The sequence below is a fragment of the Sphingomonas sp. Root710 genome, from assembly GCF_001429065.1.
Classification (GTDB): Bacteria; Pseudomonadota; Alphaproteobacteria; order Sphingomonadales; family Sphingomonadaceae; genus Rhizorhabdus.
In genome coordinates this window covers 1-17,236 of record NZ_LMIB01000004.1, presented here as the reverse complement: position 1 = coordinate 17,236, position 17,236 = coordinate 1, and the positions used below count along the sequence as shown (strand labels likewise).

Sequence of the window (17,236 nt, the reverse complement as noted above, 5' to 3'; positions counted from 1 at the left end):
CTGTCAAGGATCAAGTTGTGATGCGTAAGAAGCAATCTGCGGTCGACGTCGCCACGGATCGTGGCGCAAAGGAACTATTATTATACAAGCTGAAGGCTATCGCGCCGATACGTGACCCTATGCCCGATCGAAGACGAGCGTTCGTAAAGATCGCGCACGATCTCGCGTGCGAGCTGAGTCTGGACGGCTACTCTATGCGTCGGGTCGCTGATCGTTGCGGCATTTCGCTAGCCGCCTTACAGTACCACTTTGAAACAAAAGGTCGACTAATCGCGGAGGTAGTAAGGTTCAGGACGGATTGGTACGGAGACTGCATCTATGACTGCGTTACTGCAATGCCTGACGAGCCAAGTGTCATCTTTGACGGCGTCATAGAGTGGTTGCTTGCTGACGCCATTGTGTTACCAACCGCCAATTTCTCCTACAACGTCTGGGCGCTATCACAGCACGATGATCTCGCGAGTGCCGCGCTGTCTGAATATCGCCGTCTGTATGATGAGTTGCTCGTGACGCTTGTTCGTCTCGTAAACCCATCCGTACAGGATCACGCTGCAGAGACTGCCGCTGTGCTTATTGCATCGCTGATCGACGGTACAATGCCGTTAGTCAGCCGTGGGCGTGCTGAGAAAGATGTAGATGCTGGTGCAAAGGCGGCTGTGCAACGCCTTGCGCATTCAATTGCGCTAGACGCTACGTAACGAGTACTCGCACGATTTCGAATAGAGCGTGGCCGCGCGGCCTCTGCTCCAAGGGCGAACTATTTGGCATCATTTATAATTGGTGTTAGCTCATCTGTCTTTGGGTGTGTCGTGTTTTCCCTATGAGATAAAAGCTGCATCTCGGCTTCCATCATCATAACGGTACTGAGAGATTGTCCATGACTGATAGTGCGAGCTCTGCGAGATTTGATGTTTTAATCGTCGGAGGTGGTCATGGTGGGGCGCAGGCCGCAATCGCGTTGCGGCAGGCAAAGTTCACCGGAACGATCGCTATCGTTAGTAATGAGAACGCACTTCCGTATGAACGACCGCCGCTTAGCAAGGAGTACCTGTCAGGCGATAAACCTTTCGAGCGGATTCTAATACGTCCATCTACATTCTGGAAAGAACGCGAGATAACGATTCTCTTGGAAACGCAGGTTTGTGGCGTGTTAGAGGAGCAGCACGAGGTAGTCACTGCGGACGGCTTAATAATTGGTTACGGGCAGCTCGTGTGGGCAGCTGGCGGCAGCGCGCGACGGCTTGTGTGTGAAGGCGGTGACGCGGCGGGTGTTTACACTGTCCGTACACAGTTGGATGTCGACCTATTGGCAAGTGAGCTCGATAACGTTGAACATGTCGTTGTGGTTGGAGGTGGCTATATTGGGCTAGAGACCGCCGCTGTATTAAATAAGCTGGGCAAGCAGGTTACCATTTTGGAAGCGCTCGACCGAGTTCTGGCACGAGTAGCCGGCGTACCATTGTCCCGCTTCTATGAGGCGGAGCATCGCGCCCACGGTGTTGATATTCGTCTAGACGTCATAGTTGATCATATCGAGACGTCTGAAGGACGTGTCGTTGGCGTCCACTTGGTAGGAGGCGAGGTACTTAGTTGTCAGGTGGTAATCGTCGGGATTGGCATTGTCCCATCGATTGAGCCTCTCAACGATGCGGGTGCAGTCTGTTCCAACGGGGTTGAGGTAGACCAGTGGTGCCGGACGAACTTGGCAGACGTTTTCGCCGTAGGTGACTGCGCAGCTCATGAAAGCAGTTATGCCGACGGTGCGCGCATTCGGCTGGAATCGGTTCAGAATGCCAACGACCAGGCGACTCTAGTCGCGCGAAAAATAGCGGGCGAGACTGTTACACCATATGCTTCTGTTCCATGGTTTTGGTCACATCAATACGACCTTAAACTTCAGACTGTGGGCTTGTCGGTGGGGCACGATGAAGCAGTCGTCCGTGGAGATCCAGCATCCCGCAGCTTTAGCGTTATTTATCTACGACAGGGGCATGTTATAGCGATAGATTGCGTCAATTCGGTCAAAGACTATGTTCAAGGGAAGTCGCTAGTGGTCAATAAGGTTCAATCCCAGGCGCATGTATTAGCCGACACTAATTTAGCGCTGAAGGAGATAGCTTCTGGATATATGAGGCAAGGTCAGTAGGCGGAGGAAATGAGCGCCAGCGTGGTGATGGTGGTGCAGTCAATTCACAGGTTACAGCGTCGGCACGTCAGCCATCGCGGCGGCCTGTTATGTCCCAGCAGAAAGGAAACGCCCTGCGGGCCGGCCTAGCTTGTTTGCTTAGGATACGTTCCAGCCCAGTGTCACAACCGTCCGGTTGTGACGGCCACTGTCCGCCTTGGCTTTCCGCGGCTTTGCAGGTTTCAGAATCCTATACCAAATGCGGGCGGGCGTAGGATGCCCGTCCGCTCAGACGTTAGGCAGCAGCCACCGGCTGACCCCCACCGGCATTCAGGGCCGCAGCCTGTAGGCTGCGCTTCAATGTGCGCCATTGTTCATGGTGATAACGCGCACGCGTCATGCATCGACCGTTGATTTGTGCCGCTTCGTAGAGGCGCGAAACAAGCGTCGGATACTTCTCCAACCGCTGCGCTGGATCGACGCATCCTTCAACCTCGCGCACCGCCTCGCTGATTTTCTGCCAGCGTGAGAAAGGCAGATCGATGCCCGTGTCACCGACGATGACCCCCGTGACGAGCCGAGGCGCTCCTGGCTTGAAATCGCAATCCTTATGTGCGCGTAAGCCGGCCCGGAAAATAAGCGTCCGCGCCTCGTGAAGCACCGCTCGCCCTGCACCTAGCCCCGACATGGTAATATCATCGACGTAGCAGGTCATGGTGAGGCCCCGACGATCAGCCAGCGCCTTCAATTCATCGAACAGGCCCTTGTAGGTGTAGTAGGAGATGATCGGGCTCGCGGCGCTGCCGGTCGCCAGCTTGCCATGAAAGCAAATCAGGTTCGCCAGCAGCCCCGCAACATCCGGGGCACAATGCATCACGTCGCGGAAGAAATGCATCACCTTATGCTGAGGCACCGACTGGTAAAACTTGGCGATATCGAGCTTTACGAGCCCACCAGCACCGACGTGCGCCTGCCCGTTCGAGACGTAGGATCGACCCTTAACCGCCGAGTGGAGGTAGGCCGGCGCCTCTACACGTGCGAGGTAGCGGTGGATTTGTCGGTGAAGGCTCTGCAAAGCCTCACCTGGCTCCTGGATCATGCGACCGGTCTGCTTGTGCGGGTAGACCTTGTATCCGCCGTAAGCAGCAAGCTGATCGAGCTTGTTCAAGTCCCACCCAAGCCGGTTCGCCAGCGCGTGCGGAGAGCGAATGCCGTAGAGGTGACACTGCTCAATGGGTATGGGCTGGCTGCTTTTCCGGTTCGCTCTCGGCATCTTGGTCGTCTTCCGCTATCCATTCCAGCATCTTGAGTACCTTGTCGGCGACGTAGAGACGCGCTCGATCAAGCTTAGGATTCTGGGTTTGCTCGGCAAAAAGCATGAGCGATGATAAAGGAATATCAAAGCGCTCAGCGTATTTTGTCAGTATCTCTAAACTCGGCTCTTTCCGCTTTCGCTCAATCTCATTGAGATATGATCGGGACATGCCAAGCTGTTCGGCTAAATCCGACTGTGTAAGCCGGTGATATAGCCTCAATGTTTTCAATGCTCGTTCATACATAATCGTCTCCAACTAGACGTTGGAAGGAATTAAGGGGGACTTACGTAAGCATTTCCCCGATCTTCGCGCCCACACGGATGATCCCGTAGATTGCTCTCAGAATCGCCAACATGGTCGTCCAGGTCTTTGGCCTTAGAAGCGCATCCTTGATGGGATGCGCCTTTCGGCTATCCTCCGCACGCTTCTTCTCAGCATCGGGTACGGGTAAAGAACCCATAGGTATTCACTCCTGCATACTCGCCTCGGAATTAAGGCCAGCTCCACCGCAGCAGTGACAACGAGAGAAGAAGCACCCCCCTAACCCTTCGCGCCCGCTCCACACGGGCGCGCCTTATCGGGGGCGGCGGCGGTCCCCGTGCGGGGTGCCTCCACAAGAGCCGACAAGTAGGAGGACCGGCCGGAGCTGGTCCCGCAGGTGATTGCTCACCCAGAGGTTGAGTGGGATGTTGGCCTTTTCCCGAATGCTGAAACCCATTTAGACGACGCAATCATGAGAGTCAACACTTTGTTCGCTGTCAGCGACAATTATTCGATTTGGGGTGCTCACCAGCAGGGTGCTGGCTGAGCTGAGGCATTGGTCTCTTGGAAACGGTCGATTGCAGGAGACGGCTGCCGGGCTCGCCGGGGAGCCGCCCCAATCAGTTCAAAGTATCCCGCAACGCTCTCTTGTTTCCTTCCCCGAAATCAAGCTAGGTCAGGTTGAGTTTTCGGAGAATGGCCTTGCTTGTCGGCTATGCCCGCGTGTCCACCAGGGATCAGTCCCCTGCCCTACAGCTCGACGCTCTCCGGCAGGCTGGATGCGAGCGCGTGTTTACCGAGAAGGCATCGGGCGCGCAGCGCGATCGGCCCGAGTTGAAAGCCGCTCTCGACTATATCCGCGCCGGCGACACGTTGGTGGTGTGGAAGCTGGATCGGCTCGCGCGCTCCGTCCGGCAGCTCGTGGAGACGGCCGAAGATCTCGCAAAACGCGAGATCGGCCTTCGCGTGCTTACTCAGGCGATCGACACGAGCAGCCCCGGCGGGCGGCTCGTGTTCCACGTCTTCGCAGCCGTCGCCGAGTTCGAGCGCGAGCTGACCTTGGAACGCACTCAGGCCGGGCTCGCCCAAGCCAAAGCGCTAGGACGCCGCGGCGGGCGCAAGCCGGCGATGGGGCCGGCCGAGATCAAGCGCGCCAAGGCGATGCTTGCCGACAATACCATCACCGTCGAGGAGGTCGCGCAGCAGCTCGGAGTGCAACCGTCCACGCTCTACCGGCATATTCCTGGCGGGCGCAGCTCGCTCGCCAACGCAGCCTGAACGAAGAGGGATGGTTCAGACAAAACTTTCCGAGCGCCGCGCGATCGACAACGCCTTCATCAGCAGCGGCTATGTGCTCAACTTCAGCGATCGGACATACGCCGAGTGGTTTGAGGAGGAGCTTGGTGTCGAGATCGACGCCGAACGCTACCGATTCAAAGGTGATTCCAAGGGCAACCGGCTTCGCGCCTTTGTCGAGATCGAGCCGGCGCACGTCGTCACGCGCGCTTTGCGTGCGCTATGGGAATACCGGCGCACCTTACCCACCACCGTCTTTCAGCATCCCGACGAGCCCGGCACGGTTCGGGAGCAGCTTTTCGCCGTCATCGACCGCTTGGAAAGCGGCAGCGCCGCCCCGACCACCGACGCGATCGTGCCGTTTTCACGCGATGAGACCCTTGCCGAGCTGATCGAGGCGATCCAACGCGACGCCCAGGCCGGGAAGCCTGCAGCGGCCCTAGACCGGCTGCATACGTTCAGCATGAAGAAGTTCGCGCACCTGCTAGGCCAGCGCGGGATCGACACGAACACGGCCGAGCCGCTGCACAGCCGCGTCGGTAAATACGTGAAGGCGCTGGAGGCCGAGCGCGAGCTACGGCCAATCACCAAGCAGATATTCAAGAACAGCGTCGGCATTTTCCAGAGCTACAACGACGTCCGCAACAATGCGTCGTTCGCTCATGATAACCCAATCGTGGAGCCTAACGAGGCTCGTTTCATCTTCGATACGATCGTGGCTATGCTCAGGTTTGTGCGATCGGTCGAAGCCGACCGCTTTGAGAAAGCAGCATGAGCCTAGCACCCGCCCTTCCTTTCCGCGCCCCTGCAGACCTAGAGGCGCAACGCTACGAGCTGGCGCGCGCGCGCCAGCTCGCGCGGGCATGGGCCGGCACCCTCCTCGAGCCGCGGCGTCGCGACATGGCGGCGCTGTTCACCCGCGCTGCGATCGACACCTACCGGCTGCAGGCCCGACCCCATGCCAAGCTCAGCCCGCCGTTCGCGCAAGCCTACGGCCAGCTCGATACCGCCGTTGCCGAGCTGGCGCAGGTAGTCGGGCGCGAGGCAGCGCCGCTTCCGATCGGCGAAGCGGCCTACTTCCTGACCGGCCTCTACACGACATTGCTGGCCGAGCGGGAGCGCGGCGCGATGGGGGCGTTCTACACCCCGCCGGCGCTTGCCACGCGGTTGCTCGACATGGCCGAGGAGCAGGGGATCGACTGGACCAAGGCGCGCGTGCTCGACCCGGCCAGCGGTGGCGGCGCGTTCCTGCTACCTGCAGCCGAGCGCATGATCGCCGCCCTTCCCGCTGCCGAGCCGGCGTTCGTGCTCCGGCAGATCGGCGCGCGGTTGGTTGGGCTGGAGCTGGACCCCTATGCGGCCGGCTTCGGCCAGAACGCGATCGAGCTGTTGCTGGCGGACGTGACCGCGGCTGCAGGCCGCCCCGCTCCGACCGTGGTTCGCGTCGCCGACACCTTAGAGGAGCCGCCCGCCCCGCGCTTTGACCTCGTGATCGGCAACCCGCCCTATGGACGGGTGACGCTCACGCCCGAGCAGCGCCGGCGCTTCGCGCGCGGGCTCTACGGCCACGCCAATCTCTACGGCGTGTTTACGGACATAGCCGTGCGCTGGACTAGGAAGGGCGGCGTCATCGCCTATCTGACCCCGACCAGCTTTCTTTCCGGGCACTATTATTCGGCGCTTCGCGAGCTGATCGCCAAGGATGCCCCGCCGGCGGCGATCGACTTCGTTCATGCCCGCCGCGGCGTGTTCGAGGACGTGCTGCAGGAGACGTTGCTAGCCGCCTACCGTCGCGGCGCGAAGCCCGGCCGCGCCCAAGTCCACTATGTCGAGGTCGCAAACGAGCGCGAGGCGCGCGTAATCCGCAACGGCACCATCGGCCTCCCCTCCCCTGCGTCGCAGCCTTGGCTTGCCCCGCGCTCCCCCGAGCACAGCCGGTTGATCGCCGCGGCCGAGGCCATGCCGACCCGGCTTGCCGATTGGGGCTACAGCGTCTCGACCGGCCCCTTGGTGTGGAACCGCTTCAAAGACCAGATGCGCGACCGGCCCGCGCGCGGTGTTCACCCGCTGATATGGGCCGAGGCGGTGACGGCCGATGGCCGGTTCATCTACCGAGCCGAGAAGCGCAACCATGCGCCCTATTTTAAAATCGAGCGCGGCGACGCCTGGCTGTTGGTGGAGGAGGCGTGCGTTCTCGTTCAGCGCACGACCGCCAAGGAGCAGGCGCGCCGGTTGATCGCGACCGAGCTGCCGGCCGAGTTCATCACCCGGCACGGCGGGGTGGTGGTGGAGAACCACTTGAACATGGTGCGGCCGACCTTGCGCCCGGCCGTGTCGCCGGCGACGGTGGCAGCCGTGTTGAACAGCCAGGTCGCCGATCAGCTATTCCGGTGCATCAACGGCAGCGTCGCCGTGTCGGCGTTTGAGTTGGAGGCGATCCCCCTGCCCTCTCCCCACGCCATGCGCGGCGTCGAACGACTTGTCGCACAAGGTGCCTGCCGCGCCGAGATCGAGGACGAGCTGGCGCGCCTATACGGGCAGACCGCGGCATGATGGCCATTCTCCCGCGTGAGCAGGTCCACGCCCGACTGCAGGCCGTATTCCCCGAGGGCACGCCTAATCGCGCCTACATAACCCGGATGTTGGCGGCGAGCACGGTGTTCACCGCGCTCTACATCGACGCGATCGACGGCACCGGCACGTTCCTTGGTCCTAAGCACGTCTATCGCATGACCGACGGGCAAGCGGCCAAGGTCGATGACGCGAGCCGCACCGCCTATGCAACGGGCGTTCTTCGCACCGGCAGCCAAATCGAGGGCCGGCGCTGGTATCAGGACAACACGCGGGAGCCGATCAGAGACGAGACGTTGCGCGAGGGATTGGTGGCGATCGGCGCGGTGAGCGAGCGCAGCGACCTTCCCACCACATCGAGCAAGCCGCGCTATGCCTTGAAGCCGGGCTTTGCCGCGCTGTTCGATCCGGCGCTTGCCGGCGAGGATCTGCAGACCCGCATCGCGGCATGGCAGGCCGAGGCGCTGAGCAAGGGCGCGCTCGCCAGGCTGGCGATCGTGCGCCGTGGCGCGGGTGGCATCAGCGCCGACCAGGTGCTTGTCACCTTCCCCAATGGCGAGACGCGCCGGATGAAGCCGGGGCCGAGTTCGGAGATTACGAAGGCGGTGGTGGAGGTGTTCGCGCCGGCCTTCCTTGGCGAGCCCGCGGTGGTGTTCCTGAGCGAGAGCGGGAACAAGGTGGTGGCGCGCGATGACGAGCTGGCGCGGTCGATCGGCATCACCATCCAAGCCGACAAGAACCTACCCGACACGATCCTGGTGGACCTGCAGCCCGCCCACCCGCTGTTGGTGTTCGTGGAGGTCGTCGCGACGGACGGGCCGGTAAGTGAGCGCCGCAAGGAGGCGTTGCTGGAGCTGGTCGCTGAAGCCGGCTTTCCGGCCGAGCACGTCGCGTTCGTGACCGCCTTTCTCGATCGCAGCGCCGGGCCGTTCAAGAAGACGGTCGATAGCCTCGCATGGGGCAGCTACGCTTGGTTCGCGGCCGAGCCGGAGCGGTTGATAGACTTCGACGACAAGCCGACACCGCTTTCGTACCGGAGGCACCCCCCGCAAGCTGGAGACGCTACTTGACCGACGCAGCGGGACGGCTCGCGCTCAACTTCGACGTGATGAACGAGACCGATGTTCGGGAGATCATCGTTCGGCCGCTGTTACACCGGCTAGGTTATAGCCACGGCTCCGAAGCCAATATCCGCACCGAGGTGTCGCTCAAATATCCAAGCGCATTCCTTGGTCGAAAGAAGCCCGGCAAAGACCCCGCGTTGGCAGGTCGGGCGGATTACATTTGCGAGGTCATCTCCTATGGCCGCTGGGTTGTGGAGGTGAAGCCGCCAAGCGAGGCCATCACCACAGACGCAGTTCAGCGGGCGCATACATACGCCGCCCACCCGGAGATCGGCGCGGCCTTCATCCTAGTGACGAACGGGCGGCGCTTCGAGCTTTACCGCACGGGCGCGCTCGACACGCCCCTGCTCGCGTTCGACCACGACCAGCTTGAGCAATCGCTTTTACCCTTGTTCAACATCGTCAGCCCGGACGCGATCAAGAAGCTGAGCAACCTTGTCCGAGTCGATGCCGGGAAGCCGCTTGGGCGAAATCTGGCATCGAAGCTCGCCATCGTCGGTGGGCAGATCACTTATGAGGAGCACGCCAGCGACACGCCGCTAGTGCCCCGTGAGGCGATCGAAGGACTGCAGCTCCCGGTTGTCGGCGGGAAGGTCGAACGGCAGGAGGATGGGCGCATCTACGCTTATGTCGAGATCGGCAAAGCGGCGGCGATGTTCCGCGAGCTTACCGAAATGATGGGAGCGGCGGACGATTACGACTTCTACTCGGCCGATGAGTATATTTCGACTGACCCCGCCAGCCCGACCATCTTTCAGAATCTTTATGAGAACAGCACCCCACCCGGTGCCAGGGTGCGCGCCCCCGGCATGGGAGAGGTCGCTATGCCGTTCGGGTTCGGCCTGAAAGCTTATACACAGGCTGTCGGTTACGTTGATGCTGGCGTGTTCCGGGGCACGATGAGGCTCGACTACGAAGTAACAGTGACCGGCCTGAATCCCATGTTGCGACCGTTACTGGAAGCACAGTTGGGCGGCAGGATTCCCGCGCATTCCAGCTTCAGCGGAGTGGGATCGTTTGAGGTCAAACTAAGCGACTAAGCGACTAAGCGAATATGCTACTAAGCCGATGCGTTTGGCCTGACCGTGCTGCATCTCCGCTTTGATTGAGCCGTGCGAGCGCGTCTACCCCTTGGAGGCATCGGCCGCTCACGCGGAGCGGGTGAATGGCTGGAGGAGGTCAGAGCGCCGGTTTGCCCAGCAGAGGGTACGAAGCGATGCGCCATAATCTACTCGAAACCGATGACGATACGGAGGCGACGCCGACTAAGACACTTTACGAATAAGCGGCTAAGCGATATAAGTCGCTTAGCCGCTTAGTAGGGAGCAGCAGCTATGCAGGTATGGGCGATCATCGCGCAGAAGGGCGGGCAGTCCAAGACCACACTATCGACAGGCTTCGCGGTCGAGGCGGCGAGGGAAGGGGCGTCCGTCGTGATCCTCGATGCCGACGATCGGCAGGGGTCGGCACTCTACTGGTCGGAGCGCCGCGACGACGACGACGTGACGGTGAAGGACAGCAGCGTTGCCGGCTTGCCGCTCCACGTCTCGCGGGGGCGCGGCAGCGGCAAGATCGACCTCATCATCATCGACACACCGGCGAACTCGAAGGACATCGCCATGCTCGCGGCCGAGCAGGCGGATTTCGTCATCATACCCGTCGCGCCGCGCGGCCTCGATGTTCACTCCGTGTTGCAGACGGTCAAGCAGGTGCAGCAGGCGGGGACGCCGTTCGCCGTCATCCTCACCCAGGTTCCGCATCAGGGCGGGGAAGGGCAGGAGGCGAGCGCCGGCTTCGCGGCCAAAGGTGTGACGCTGTTCGACAGCCGGCTCCACTATCGCAAGGACTTCTACAAGGCGACGCCGCTGGGGCGCACCGCGTCCGAGACGGAGCCCGACAGCAAGGCGGCTGCCGAGCTGCGCGCCAGCTACGCCGAGGCTAAGCGACTAAGCGGCTTTACGACTAAGCCAGTAAGCGAGGCAGCATAATGGCGCGCAAGCCCTCCGCGCTCGCTGGCATCTTCGATGACGAGCCGGCAGAGCCAGCACCGGCCCCCGTCGCCGATACCGTGTCCGAGCCGCGCCCGGTTGCGTCCCCACGTCGATCACGGCAGCCGGCCGACGCGCCGGTGTTGGCCACACCGGCGCGTCGCAGCAGCCATCCGGGCAAGAAGCCGGTGCTGATCCATATTCCTGAGGACATGCACCGCGCGTTGCGGCAGCTCAGCGTCGAGGAGGGCGGGGAGCCGCTTACCGTTATCACCGAACGCCTGCTCCGCCAGTATCTCGTCAAGCGGGGCCACACGCGGTTTGCGCCATGAGCAAGCGGCGCGATCCCAATCCAGAGTTCGACCTGTTCATCCCGGCGCTGGGCGACCTTCCGCTGCGCGACCAGCGCGAGGTCATGGAGCGGCCGTTCTTCTCGCTCCAGAAGCGCAAGCGCCTGAAGCCGATCGAATACAAAAGCCCGGACGGTGAGGCATGGGTGCGCGTGCAGGCGATCCCCGACTACGGCATGGCGACGATATGGGACGCCGATATCCTGATATGGGCGGCGTCCACGCTCAACCGCATGAAGCAGCAGGGCCTGAACGACCTGCCGCGCACGCTGACGACGACACCCTACGACCTGTTGCGCGCGATCAAGCGCAGCACCGGCGGCCGGGACTATCAGGAGCTGCAAGCGGCGCTTCTCCGGCTTCAGACCACCAGCATCACGACCTCGATCCGCGCCACCAAGCGGCGGCAGAAGGCCGGCTTCAATTGGCTGGATAGCTGGACGTTCGACACCGACGCTGACACCGAACAGCCCCGCGGCATGACGCTGACCCTCTCCGATTGGGTTTACGAGGGGATCGTCAACGAGAAGTCGTTGCTGACGATGCACCCTGACTATTTCCTTTTGTCGGGCGGGCTGGAGCGGGCGCTGTATCGCATCGGACGCAAGCACGTCGGATCGCAGCAGGGCGGGTGGGTGTGCCGCGTCGAGCTGCTCCGCGACAAGACCGGCAGCGACGCACAGCCCAAAGAGTTCAACCGGATGCTCCGCCGCGTTATCGAGGCCGACCAGCTCCCCGACTACACGATGGAGCTGACGGAGACGGCCGACAGGAGCCCTGCAGTGCTATTCAAGCGGCGCGGCGAGGCCGAGGCGCTGGCGCTTGCCGAGAGGATGCGGGCCGAGGAGGAGCGACGTGCCCGTTTCGACGCCGATCGCCGGCGCACCGAGGAGGTGGACGCCCGCATGGACCGGCTCGCCGGACTGGGCTGACTATCGGGGTTTCACCCACCGGCACGAGTCGACCGACCGGGGATGCGCAGCACCCGACAGCGCCGGCGAAGCCGGGTGCTTGTGGATAACCAGCCTCAATCGTCACTTTTCGGGATCGACCGGCTCGGGGTTTCACCCACCTTCGTGTCGGGGGATCACCCACCGCACTATCGGGGTTTCACCCACCGAATCACGGGGTTTCACCCACCAAGCCATCCGGCAAGGCATTGAAAGTGCAACGAAGATTCCGCTTTGCGGGAGGCTTAACCTTCTTAACGATTCCTATTTAACAGAATCACTTAACCCACCAGCACTTGATCAACCGGCAAGGGAAGGGGAATGCGGAATTGCTCTTTCGAGACAATGCGCATTCGTTGCGTGCCGGCTATCGCCGTCACGGGGGCGGCCTGACGGCCGCAGGCTTCCAAGAGAAGCCAAGCCGATCCCGCGGTGTGTGACTGTCAGCCTCGGGCGGGTTGATTGGGCGGGACAGGGGATCGGTCCTACCAGTGTGTGCGATCAGGCCGGATCGTAAAGGCCGGAGAACTCGTGCTCCGCATAGTAGCGGATTTTGCCGACGACGAGCGGGTGCTGGCCCTGCCGCAGCAGCAGGAGATCGTCGGGCTTCATCCGCATGATTTCGTCCGGCGTCGCCAACCGGCGCGCGGCGACATGGCCGCTGGCGCTTTGGGATCGCTGCCCGTCGCTGAAGATGCTCGCCGGGCCGGACGTGCCGAACGTCTCATATTCGATGGTGGTGTCGCCGATCGTGCGCGAGAGCATGTCGGCGGTGGCGAGATCGTTGACCCCGAAGGTTTGGATCACGCCGGCGTTGGACATGAAGGTGCCGGCGCGCTCGCCATAGGTCGCCTTGAGCTGGTGCATGTCCTGAAGGATCGGCCAGAGCTGCATTCCGTAGCCTGCCATCAGCCCCATCGCGCGCTCCACCGGATCGAGGCGGCCGAGCGCGGCGAACTCGTCCAGCAGGAACAGGACCGGCTTGTCCGGGCGGGCAGGGGAGCGCGCCATGTCGGTGACGGCCTGGGCGACCAGCAGCCGCAGCCAGCGGGCATAGGTATCGAGCCGGTCGGGCGGCAGGCACAGGAACACGGTGCCCGGCCGCTCCTTCAGGTCCGCGAAGCGGAAGTCGGACGCGGACGTGCTGTCCACGATGCGCGGGCTGTCGAGGAAGTGGGTATGGCGCTGGGCGGACGACAGCACGCCGGCGGCTTCGCGATCGGACTTGCCGAGCTGGCGATTGGCGGCGCGCGCGATCAGGCCGTGCGCGCCAGCGCTGGCTTGCATGTCAGCAAGCAGCGCGGCGAAGCCGGCGGGATCGCGGGTGAGCTTGTCGCGCACCGTCGCCAGCGTGGCGAGGGCAGGGGGCTCATGGATGACGGTGTGCAGGATGATGCCGGCGATCAGCGCCTTGGCTTCCTCGTTCCAGTGCGCCTCGCCCGATTGCCCCGGCGCATCGTGGACCAGCGCGTCCGCGATCGTCTGCGCATTTTCCGCGAGGTCCGGGCTGGCGGGATCGAGCCACGCCAGGGGGTTGTAGCGGGCCGCAGGACGCCCGGAGACGCCGAAGGGGTCCAGACACCACACATCGCCCTTCCTGGCGCGTGTCCGGGCCGTGACGCGGGCATTCTCGCCCTTGGGGTCGATGCAGATCACCGAACGGTCGAGCAGCAGCAGGTTGGGGATGATCGTGCCGACGCCCTTGCCCGAGCGGGTGGGCGCCATCGTCAGCAGATGCGCCGGACCGTTATAGCGTAGCAGCTTGTTGTTACGGCCCGATCGGCCGATGACGAGATCACCCGAGCCTTCCAGCTTCGCCAGGTCGCGGCGATCGCCGAAGCGGGCCGAACCCATCAGCGTGTTGCGAGCCTGCCCACGGCGATTGAACTTCCAGATACCGAACAGGACCAGGCCGGTGAGCAGGAACGGCACGTCGGTCGCGATTTCGCCGACACCGAAGATGCCTTTGAGCCAGCTATTGCTTGCCATCAGGACGACGAAACCGATCAGCAGCGCCCATAGCGGACCGATCCGCGCCGGCATCAGCAGTTCGCGCCGGCCGGCGTGATCGCCAGCGCCGGATCGGCATCGGGATGGCCGAGGAGCCTGAGAAGGATTTGCGTGGCGAGGGCAGGGGGCACCCGTTCGTCGCGCATCATGTCGAACAGGGCATCATCCTCGGGCGTAAGCGCCATGCCTTCGATCGCGAGGTTGGCGCGGGCGTCCTCGTCGTCCTCGCGCCACATCGTGTCCTCGGCCGGGCTGCCGCGCACATAGTCGAGCGCACGGACTTCGCTCCGCAGCGTGTCGAGGTCGATTGTCGTCATTCGCCCGTCTCCCATTCCGCTTCTTCCGCGTCGAACGCCCGCCGGCCGCGGCGCTTCCACAATGCCAGCGTGTCGTCGCCAGCCTCGCTCCTTGCCTTGCTTACCAGCTCCAGCAGCGCGCCGTAGATCGTCGCGCGATCATCGTCGGCGAGATCGACCAGCCCGGCCTTCTGGACGAGGCCGCCCAGTTCGATCAGGTGGCGGGTGCGCTCGCGGCGTTGCACGACCCAGCCCCTGCTATCCGTTCGCCGTTGACCCGCTTCCGTCCGCAGCGTCGCCGCGCGGTTCAGTCGCAGCGCCCGATCCGTCGATCGCAGCAGCGCCGCCACCTTTGCGCCCGCGCCGTTGAAAGAAGGCCGCGCCCTTCGCGCGCCATGCCTCCTTCGCGCTCGCATCCTTCGATCCGATCGCGTCGAGCAGTACTCCGGCAAGGGTTTCAGCATCGAGCGCATCGGCTCCGGTTGCGGTGACGAGCTGGCCGAGCTGTTCGACCCGCTTCGCCTTCAGCGCCCGAGCCTTATCGCCCAGCGCCTTTAGTTCGGCGTCGTAGTCGCGAACTTTCCGCATCGCCTTTACCCTTTCGCGTATCGGTCAGCAGCATCCTAGCACCACGGCCACAGGGGTAAAGTCACAACCATGCAGAGGAACCAGCAAGTCAGTCAGGAGGAGCGAAGCGGAGGATGAGTGCGCGCTTATACGTCGTTGCCGACGTGCGCTAAGAAGTGCATCATGGTGGTCGCGATGGCGATCTACCATTTCAGTGCGAAGGTTATCAGTCGCCAGACCGGCGCGAGCGCTGTCGCGAGCGCAGCCTATCGCTCCGCCTCGGTACTGCACGACGATCGCTTCAACCGTAACCACGATTTCAGCAACAAGGCCGGCGTCATCCACTCCGAGGTGATGTTGCCGAAAGGCGCGCCGGAGCGGCTAAATGACCGCACCGTGCTCTGGAATGAGGTGGAGGCAGGCGAGAAGCGCAAGGACGCGCAGCTTGCCCGCGAGGTGGAGTTCTCAATTCCGCGCGAGATGAACGAGAAGCAGGGCGTGGCGCTCGCCCGCGATTTCGTCGCCGAGCAGTTCGTGAAGCGCGGAATGGTCGCGGACCTCAACGTGCATTGGGACAAGGCGAAGGACGGCAGCCCGAAGCCGCACGCGCACGTCATGCTCTCGATGCGCGACGTGGGGCCGGAAGGTTTCGGCAAAAAGAACCGCGACTGGAACGGCACGGAGCTGTTGAAGGATTGGCGCGAGGCGTGGAGCGCACACGTTAATGAGCGCATGGCCGAGCTGGGGCTGGACGGCCGGATCGACCATCGCAGCTACAAGGCGCAGGGCATCGAACTGGAGCCGCAGCACAAGATCGGGCCGATGGGAAAGCGGCACGAGCTGGAGGGCCAGCCGCACCGCAACGCTGACGACCATGTGCGGATCGCGCGCGAGAACGGCGAGCGGATCATCGCCGATCCGCGGCACGCTTTGGACGGCATCACCCGGCAGCAATCGACCTTCACCACCCGCGATCTGGCGATGTTCGCGTTCCGCCATTCGGACGGCAAGGAGCAGTTCGATCAGGTCATGGCGGCGGTGCGCGCTAGCCCCGAGCTCGTGGCGCTGGGCAAGGACGGGCGGGACCAGGAACGGTTCACCTCCCGCGATATGATCGCGACGGAGGCGCGGCTGGAGAAGGCCGGCGACGAGCTGGCGCGCCGCGGCGATCATGGCGTGTCCGACCGGCAGCGAGCCGGCGCGCTGGAGGCGGCCGAGGGGCGGGGGCTTGTCCTGTCTGGCGAGCAGCGCGACGCCTTCGACCATATTACCGGGCAGGGCGGGCTGGCGTCGGTCGTCGGCTATGCCGGCACCGGCAAGTCGGCGATGCTGGGCGTGGCGCGCGAGGCATGGGAGCGGGAAGGCTATCAGGTGCGCGGGGCGGCGCTGTCAGGCATCGCGGCCGAGAACCTTGAGGGCGGATCGGGGATCGCGTCGCGCACGATCGCCAGCCTTGAGCATGGCTGGGCGCAGGGCCGCGACCAGCTCGGGCCGAAGGACGTGCTGGTGGGCGATCCCGAGCAGTTGCAGGCGATCGAGGCGGGTGCGGCGTTCCGGTCGATCGCCGAGCGCCACGGCGCGGCCGAGATCACCGAGGTCCGCCGGCAGCGCGAGGACTGGCAGAAGGAAGCGACGCGGGCGTTGGCGACCGGCCGCACGGGCGAGGCGCTGGACACTTATGCCGCGCACGGCATGGTTCACGCGGCCGATACGCGCGAGCAGGCGCGGAGCGAGCTGGTGGACGGATGGGATCGCCAGCGCCGCGCCGATCCCGATCAGAGCCGCATCATCCTCACGCACACCAACGCCGAGGTCCGCGAGCTGAACGGGGAGGCGCGGGACCGGCTTCGCGCGAACGGCGAGCTGGGCGAGGACGTGGCGTTCGCGGCCGATCGGGGCCGCCGCGACTTCGCGGCGGGCGACCGGCTGATGTTCCTGCGCAACGAGCGGTCGCTGGGGGTGAAGAACGGCACGCTGGGGACGATCGCGCGCGTCAACCCCGAGGGCATGACGGTGCGGCTCGACGGCGGGCGCGAGGTGACGTTCGCGGCGAAGGACTATGCTGCGGTCGATCATGGCTATGCGGCCACCCTCCACAAGTCGCAGGGCGTGACCGTCGATCACGCCTACGTCCTCGCGACGCCGGGGATGGACCGGCACAGCGGCTATGTCGGGCTGTCGCGGCACCGCGACGGCGTGCAGCTCCATTAGGGGTCACTACACGAAAGTGCATTTTACGTACGCTAAGAGAGAACCTCTCGTGAACGCGGGCATGCGCCATCATGCGGCCAAGAGCGATGAAGGCGTGCGCAACGGGCGGAGCTGGCCCGGATCGGGGGACGTGATAGAGGTGGAATCCTGACATGGCTTTCAAGACGCTCG

Annotated in this window: 16 protein-coding genes and 1 pseudogene; 11 read left to right on the top strand and 6 right to left on the bottom strand. The window is 63.3% G+C overall.

What is annotated here, in order from left to right; translation table 11 throughout:
* Positions 1-20 precede the first annotated feature (20 nt).
* Positions 21-698, top strand: coding sequence for a TetR/AcrR family transcriptional regulator (locus ASE00_RS09195; RefSeq protein ID WP_056379631.1), 678 nt, complete (start codon positions 21-23; stop codon positions 696-698).
* A gap of 179 nt (positions 699-877) precedes the next feature.
* Positions 878-2,146, top strand: coding sequence for an NAD(P)/FAD-dependent oxidoreductase (locus ASE00_RS09190; RefSeq protein WP_056379630.1), 1,269 nt, complete (start codon positions 878-880; stop codon positions 2,144-2,146).
* Between the two features lie 274 nt (positions 2,147-2,420).
* Here the strand turns inward: ASE00_RS09190 and ASE00_RS09185 are convergent, their stop codons facing one another.
* Positions 2,421-3,293: a reverse transcriptase family protein gene (locus ASE00_RS09185; RefSeq protein ID WP_162256433.1), complete on the bottom strand. Its 873-nt coding sequence runs from the start codon at positions 3,291-3,293 to the stop codon at positions 2,421-2,423.
* 61 nt (positions 3,294-3,354) lie between these two features.
* Positions 3,355-3,684, bottom strand: a complete 330-nt coding sequence (locus tag ASE00_RS22890) for a helix-turn-helix domain-containing protein (RefSeq protein ID WP_082594585.1) — start codon at positions 3,682-3,684, stop codon at positions 3,355-3,357.
* A 720-nt stretch (positions 3,685-4,404) separates the two neighbouring features.
* On the opposite strand from ASE00_RS22890, the gene ASE00_RS09180 reads away from it, so the two are divergent.
* The 8 genes from ASE00_RS09180 to ASE00_RS09145 all read left to right on the top strand — a co-directional run bounded on the left by ASE00_RS09180 (position 4,405) and on the right by ASE00_RS09145 (position 11,963).
* Positions 4,405-4,980, top strand: a complete 576-nt coding sequence (locus ASE00_RS09180) for a recombinase family protein (protein WP_056379645.1) — start codon at positions 4,405-4,407, stop codon at positions 4,978-4,980.
* Positions 4,981-4,990: 10 nt separating this feature from the next.
* Positions 4,991-5,773 (top strand): abortive infection family protein, encoded by a 783-nt coding sequence (locus ASE00_RS09175; protein ID WP_056379626.1) that lies wholly within the window; start codon positions 4,991-4,993, stop codon positions 5,771-5,773.
* Positions 5,770-7,551, top strand: a complete 1,782-nt coding sequence (locus ASE00_RS09170) for a class I SAM-dependent DNA methyltransferase (protein ID WP_056379623.1) — start codon at positions 5,770-5,772, stop codon at positions 7,549-7,551. Before ASE00_RS09175 ends, ASE00_RS09170 begins: the two co-directional genes overlap by 4 nt.
* Positions 7,548-8,639, top strand: a complete 1,092-nt coding sequence (locus ASE00_RS09165; RefSeq protein WP_235538611.1) for a BsuBI/PstI family type II restriction endonuclease — start codon at positions 7,548-7,550, stop codon at positions 8,637-8,639. Before ASE00_RS09170 ends, ASE00_RS09165 begins: the two co-directional genes overlap by 4 nt.
* Positions 8,636-9,733, top strand: a complete 1,098-nt coding sequence (locus ASE00_RS09160; protein WP_162256432.1) for a type I restriction enzyme HsdR N-terminal domain-containing protein — start codon at positions 8,636-8,638, stop codon at positions 9,731-9,733. Before ASE00_RS09165 ends, ASE00_RS09160 begins: the two co-directional genes overlap by 4 nt.
* Before the next feature lie 294 nt (positions 9,734-10,027).
* Entirely contained in the window at positions 10,028-10,681 is a 654-nt protein-coding gene (locus ASE00_RS09155) for a ParA family protein (RefSeq protein ID WP_056379620.1), read from the top strand.
* A complete protein-coding gene (locus ASE00_RS09150; protein ID WP_056379618.1) occupies positions 10,681-11,013 on the top strand; it encodes a hypothetical protein in 333 nt (110 codons plus the stop codon). Before ASE00_RS09155 ends, ASE00_RS09150 begins: the two co-directional genes overlap by 1 nt.
* Positions 11,010-11,963: a replication initiator protein A gene (locus ASE00_RS09145; RefSeq protein WP_056379616.1), complete on the top strand. Its 954-nt coding sequence runs from the start codon at positions 11,010-11,012 to the stop codon at positions 11,961-11,963. The genes ASE00_RS09150 and ASE00_RS09145 overlap by 4 nt, the downstream gene beginning before the upstream one ends.
* Before the next feature lie 519 nt (positions 11,964-12,482).
* Here the strand turns inward: ASE00_RS09145 and ASE00_RS09140 are convergent.
* Genes ASE00_RS09140 through ASE00_RS09125 form a run of 4 tightly spaced genes read right to left on the bottom strand, consistent with a single transcriptional unit; the run spans position 12,483 to position 14,875 of the window.
* Complete coding sequence (locus ASE00_RS09140) at positions 12,483-14,024, bottom strand: type IV secretory system conjugative DNA transfer family protein (RefSeq protein ID WP_235538610.1); 1,542 nt, start codon at positions 14,022-14,024, stop codon at positions 12,483-12,485.
* Complete coding sequence (locus ASE00_RS09135) at positions 14,024-14,308, bottom strand: hypothetical protein (RefSeq protein WP_056379614.1); 285 nt, start codon at positions 14,306-14,308, stop codon at positions 14,024-14,026. The genes ASE00_RS09140 and ASE00_RS09135 overlap by 1 nt, the downstream gene beginning before the upstream one ends.
* Positions 14,305-14,532 (bottom strand): conjugal transfer protein TraD, encoded by a 228-nt coding sequence (locus ASE00_RS09130; RefSeq protein ID WP_056379612.1) that lies wholly within the window; start codon positions 14,530-14,532, stop codon positions 14,305-14,307. The genes ASE00_RS09135 and ASE00_RS09130 overlap by 4 nt, the downstream gene beginning before the upstream one ends.
* Before the next feature lie 13 nt (positions 14,533-14,545).
* Positions 14,546-14,875, bottom strand: coding sequence for a conjugal transfer protein TraD (locus tag ASE00_RS09125; protein WP_056379610.1), 330 nt, complete (start codon positions 14,873-14,875; stop codon positions 14,546-14,548).
* Between the two features lie 174 nt (positions 14,876-15,049).
* On the opposite strand from ASE00_RS09125, the pseudogene mobQ reads away from it, so the two are divergent.
* A pseudogene (mobQ, locus tag ASE00_RS09120) lies at positions 15,050-17,062 on the top strand (MobQ family relaxase); the annotation flags it as partial.
* Positions 17,063-17,236: the final 174 nt, after the last annotated feature.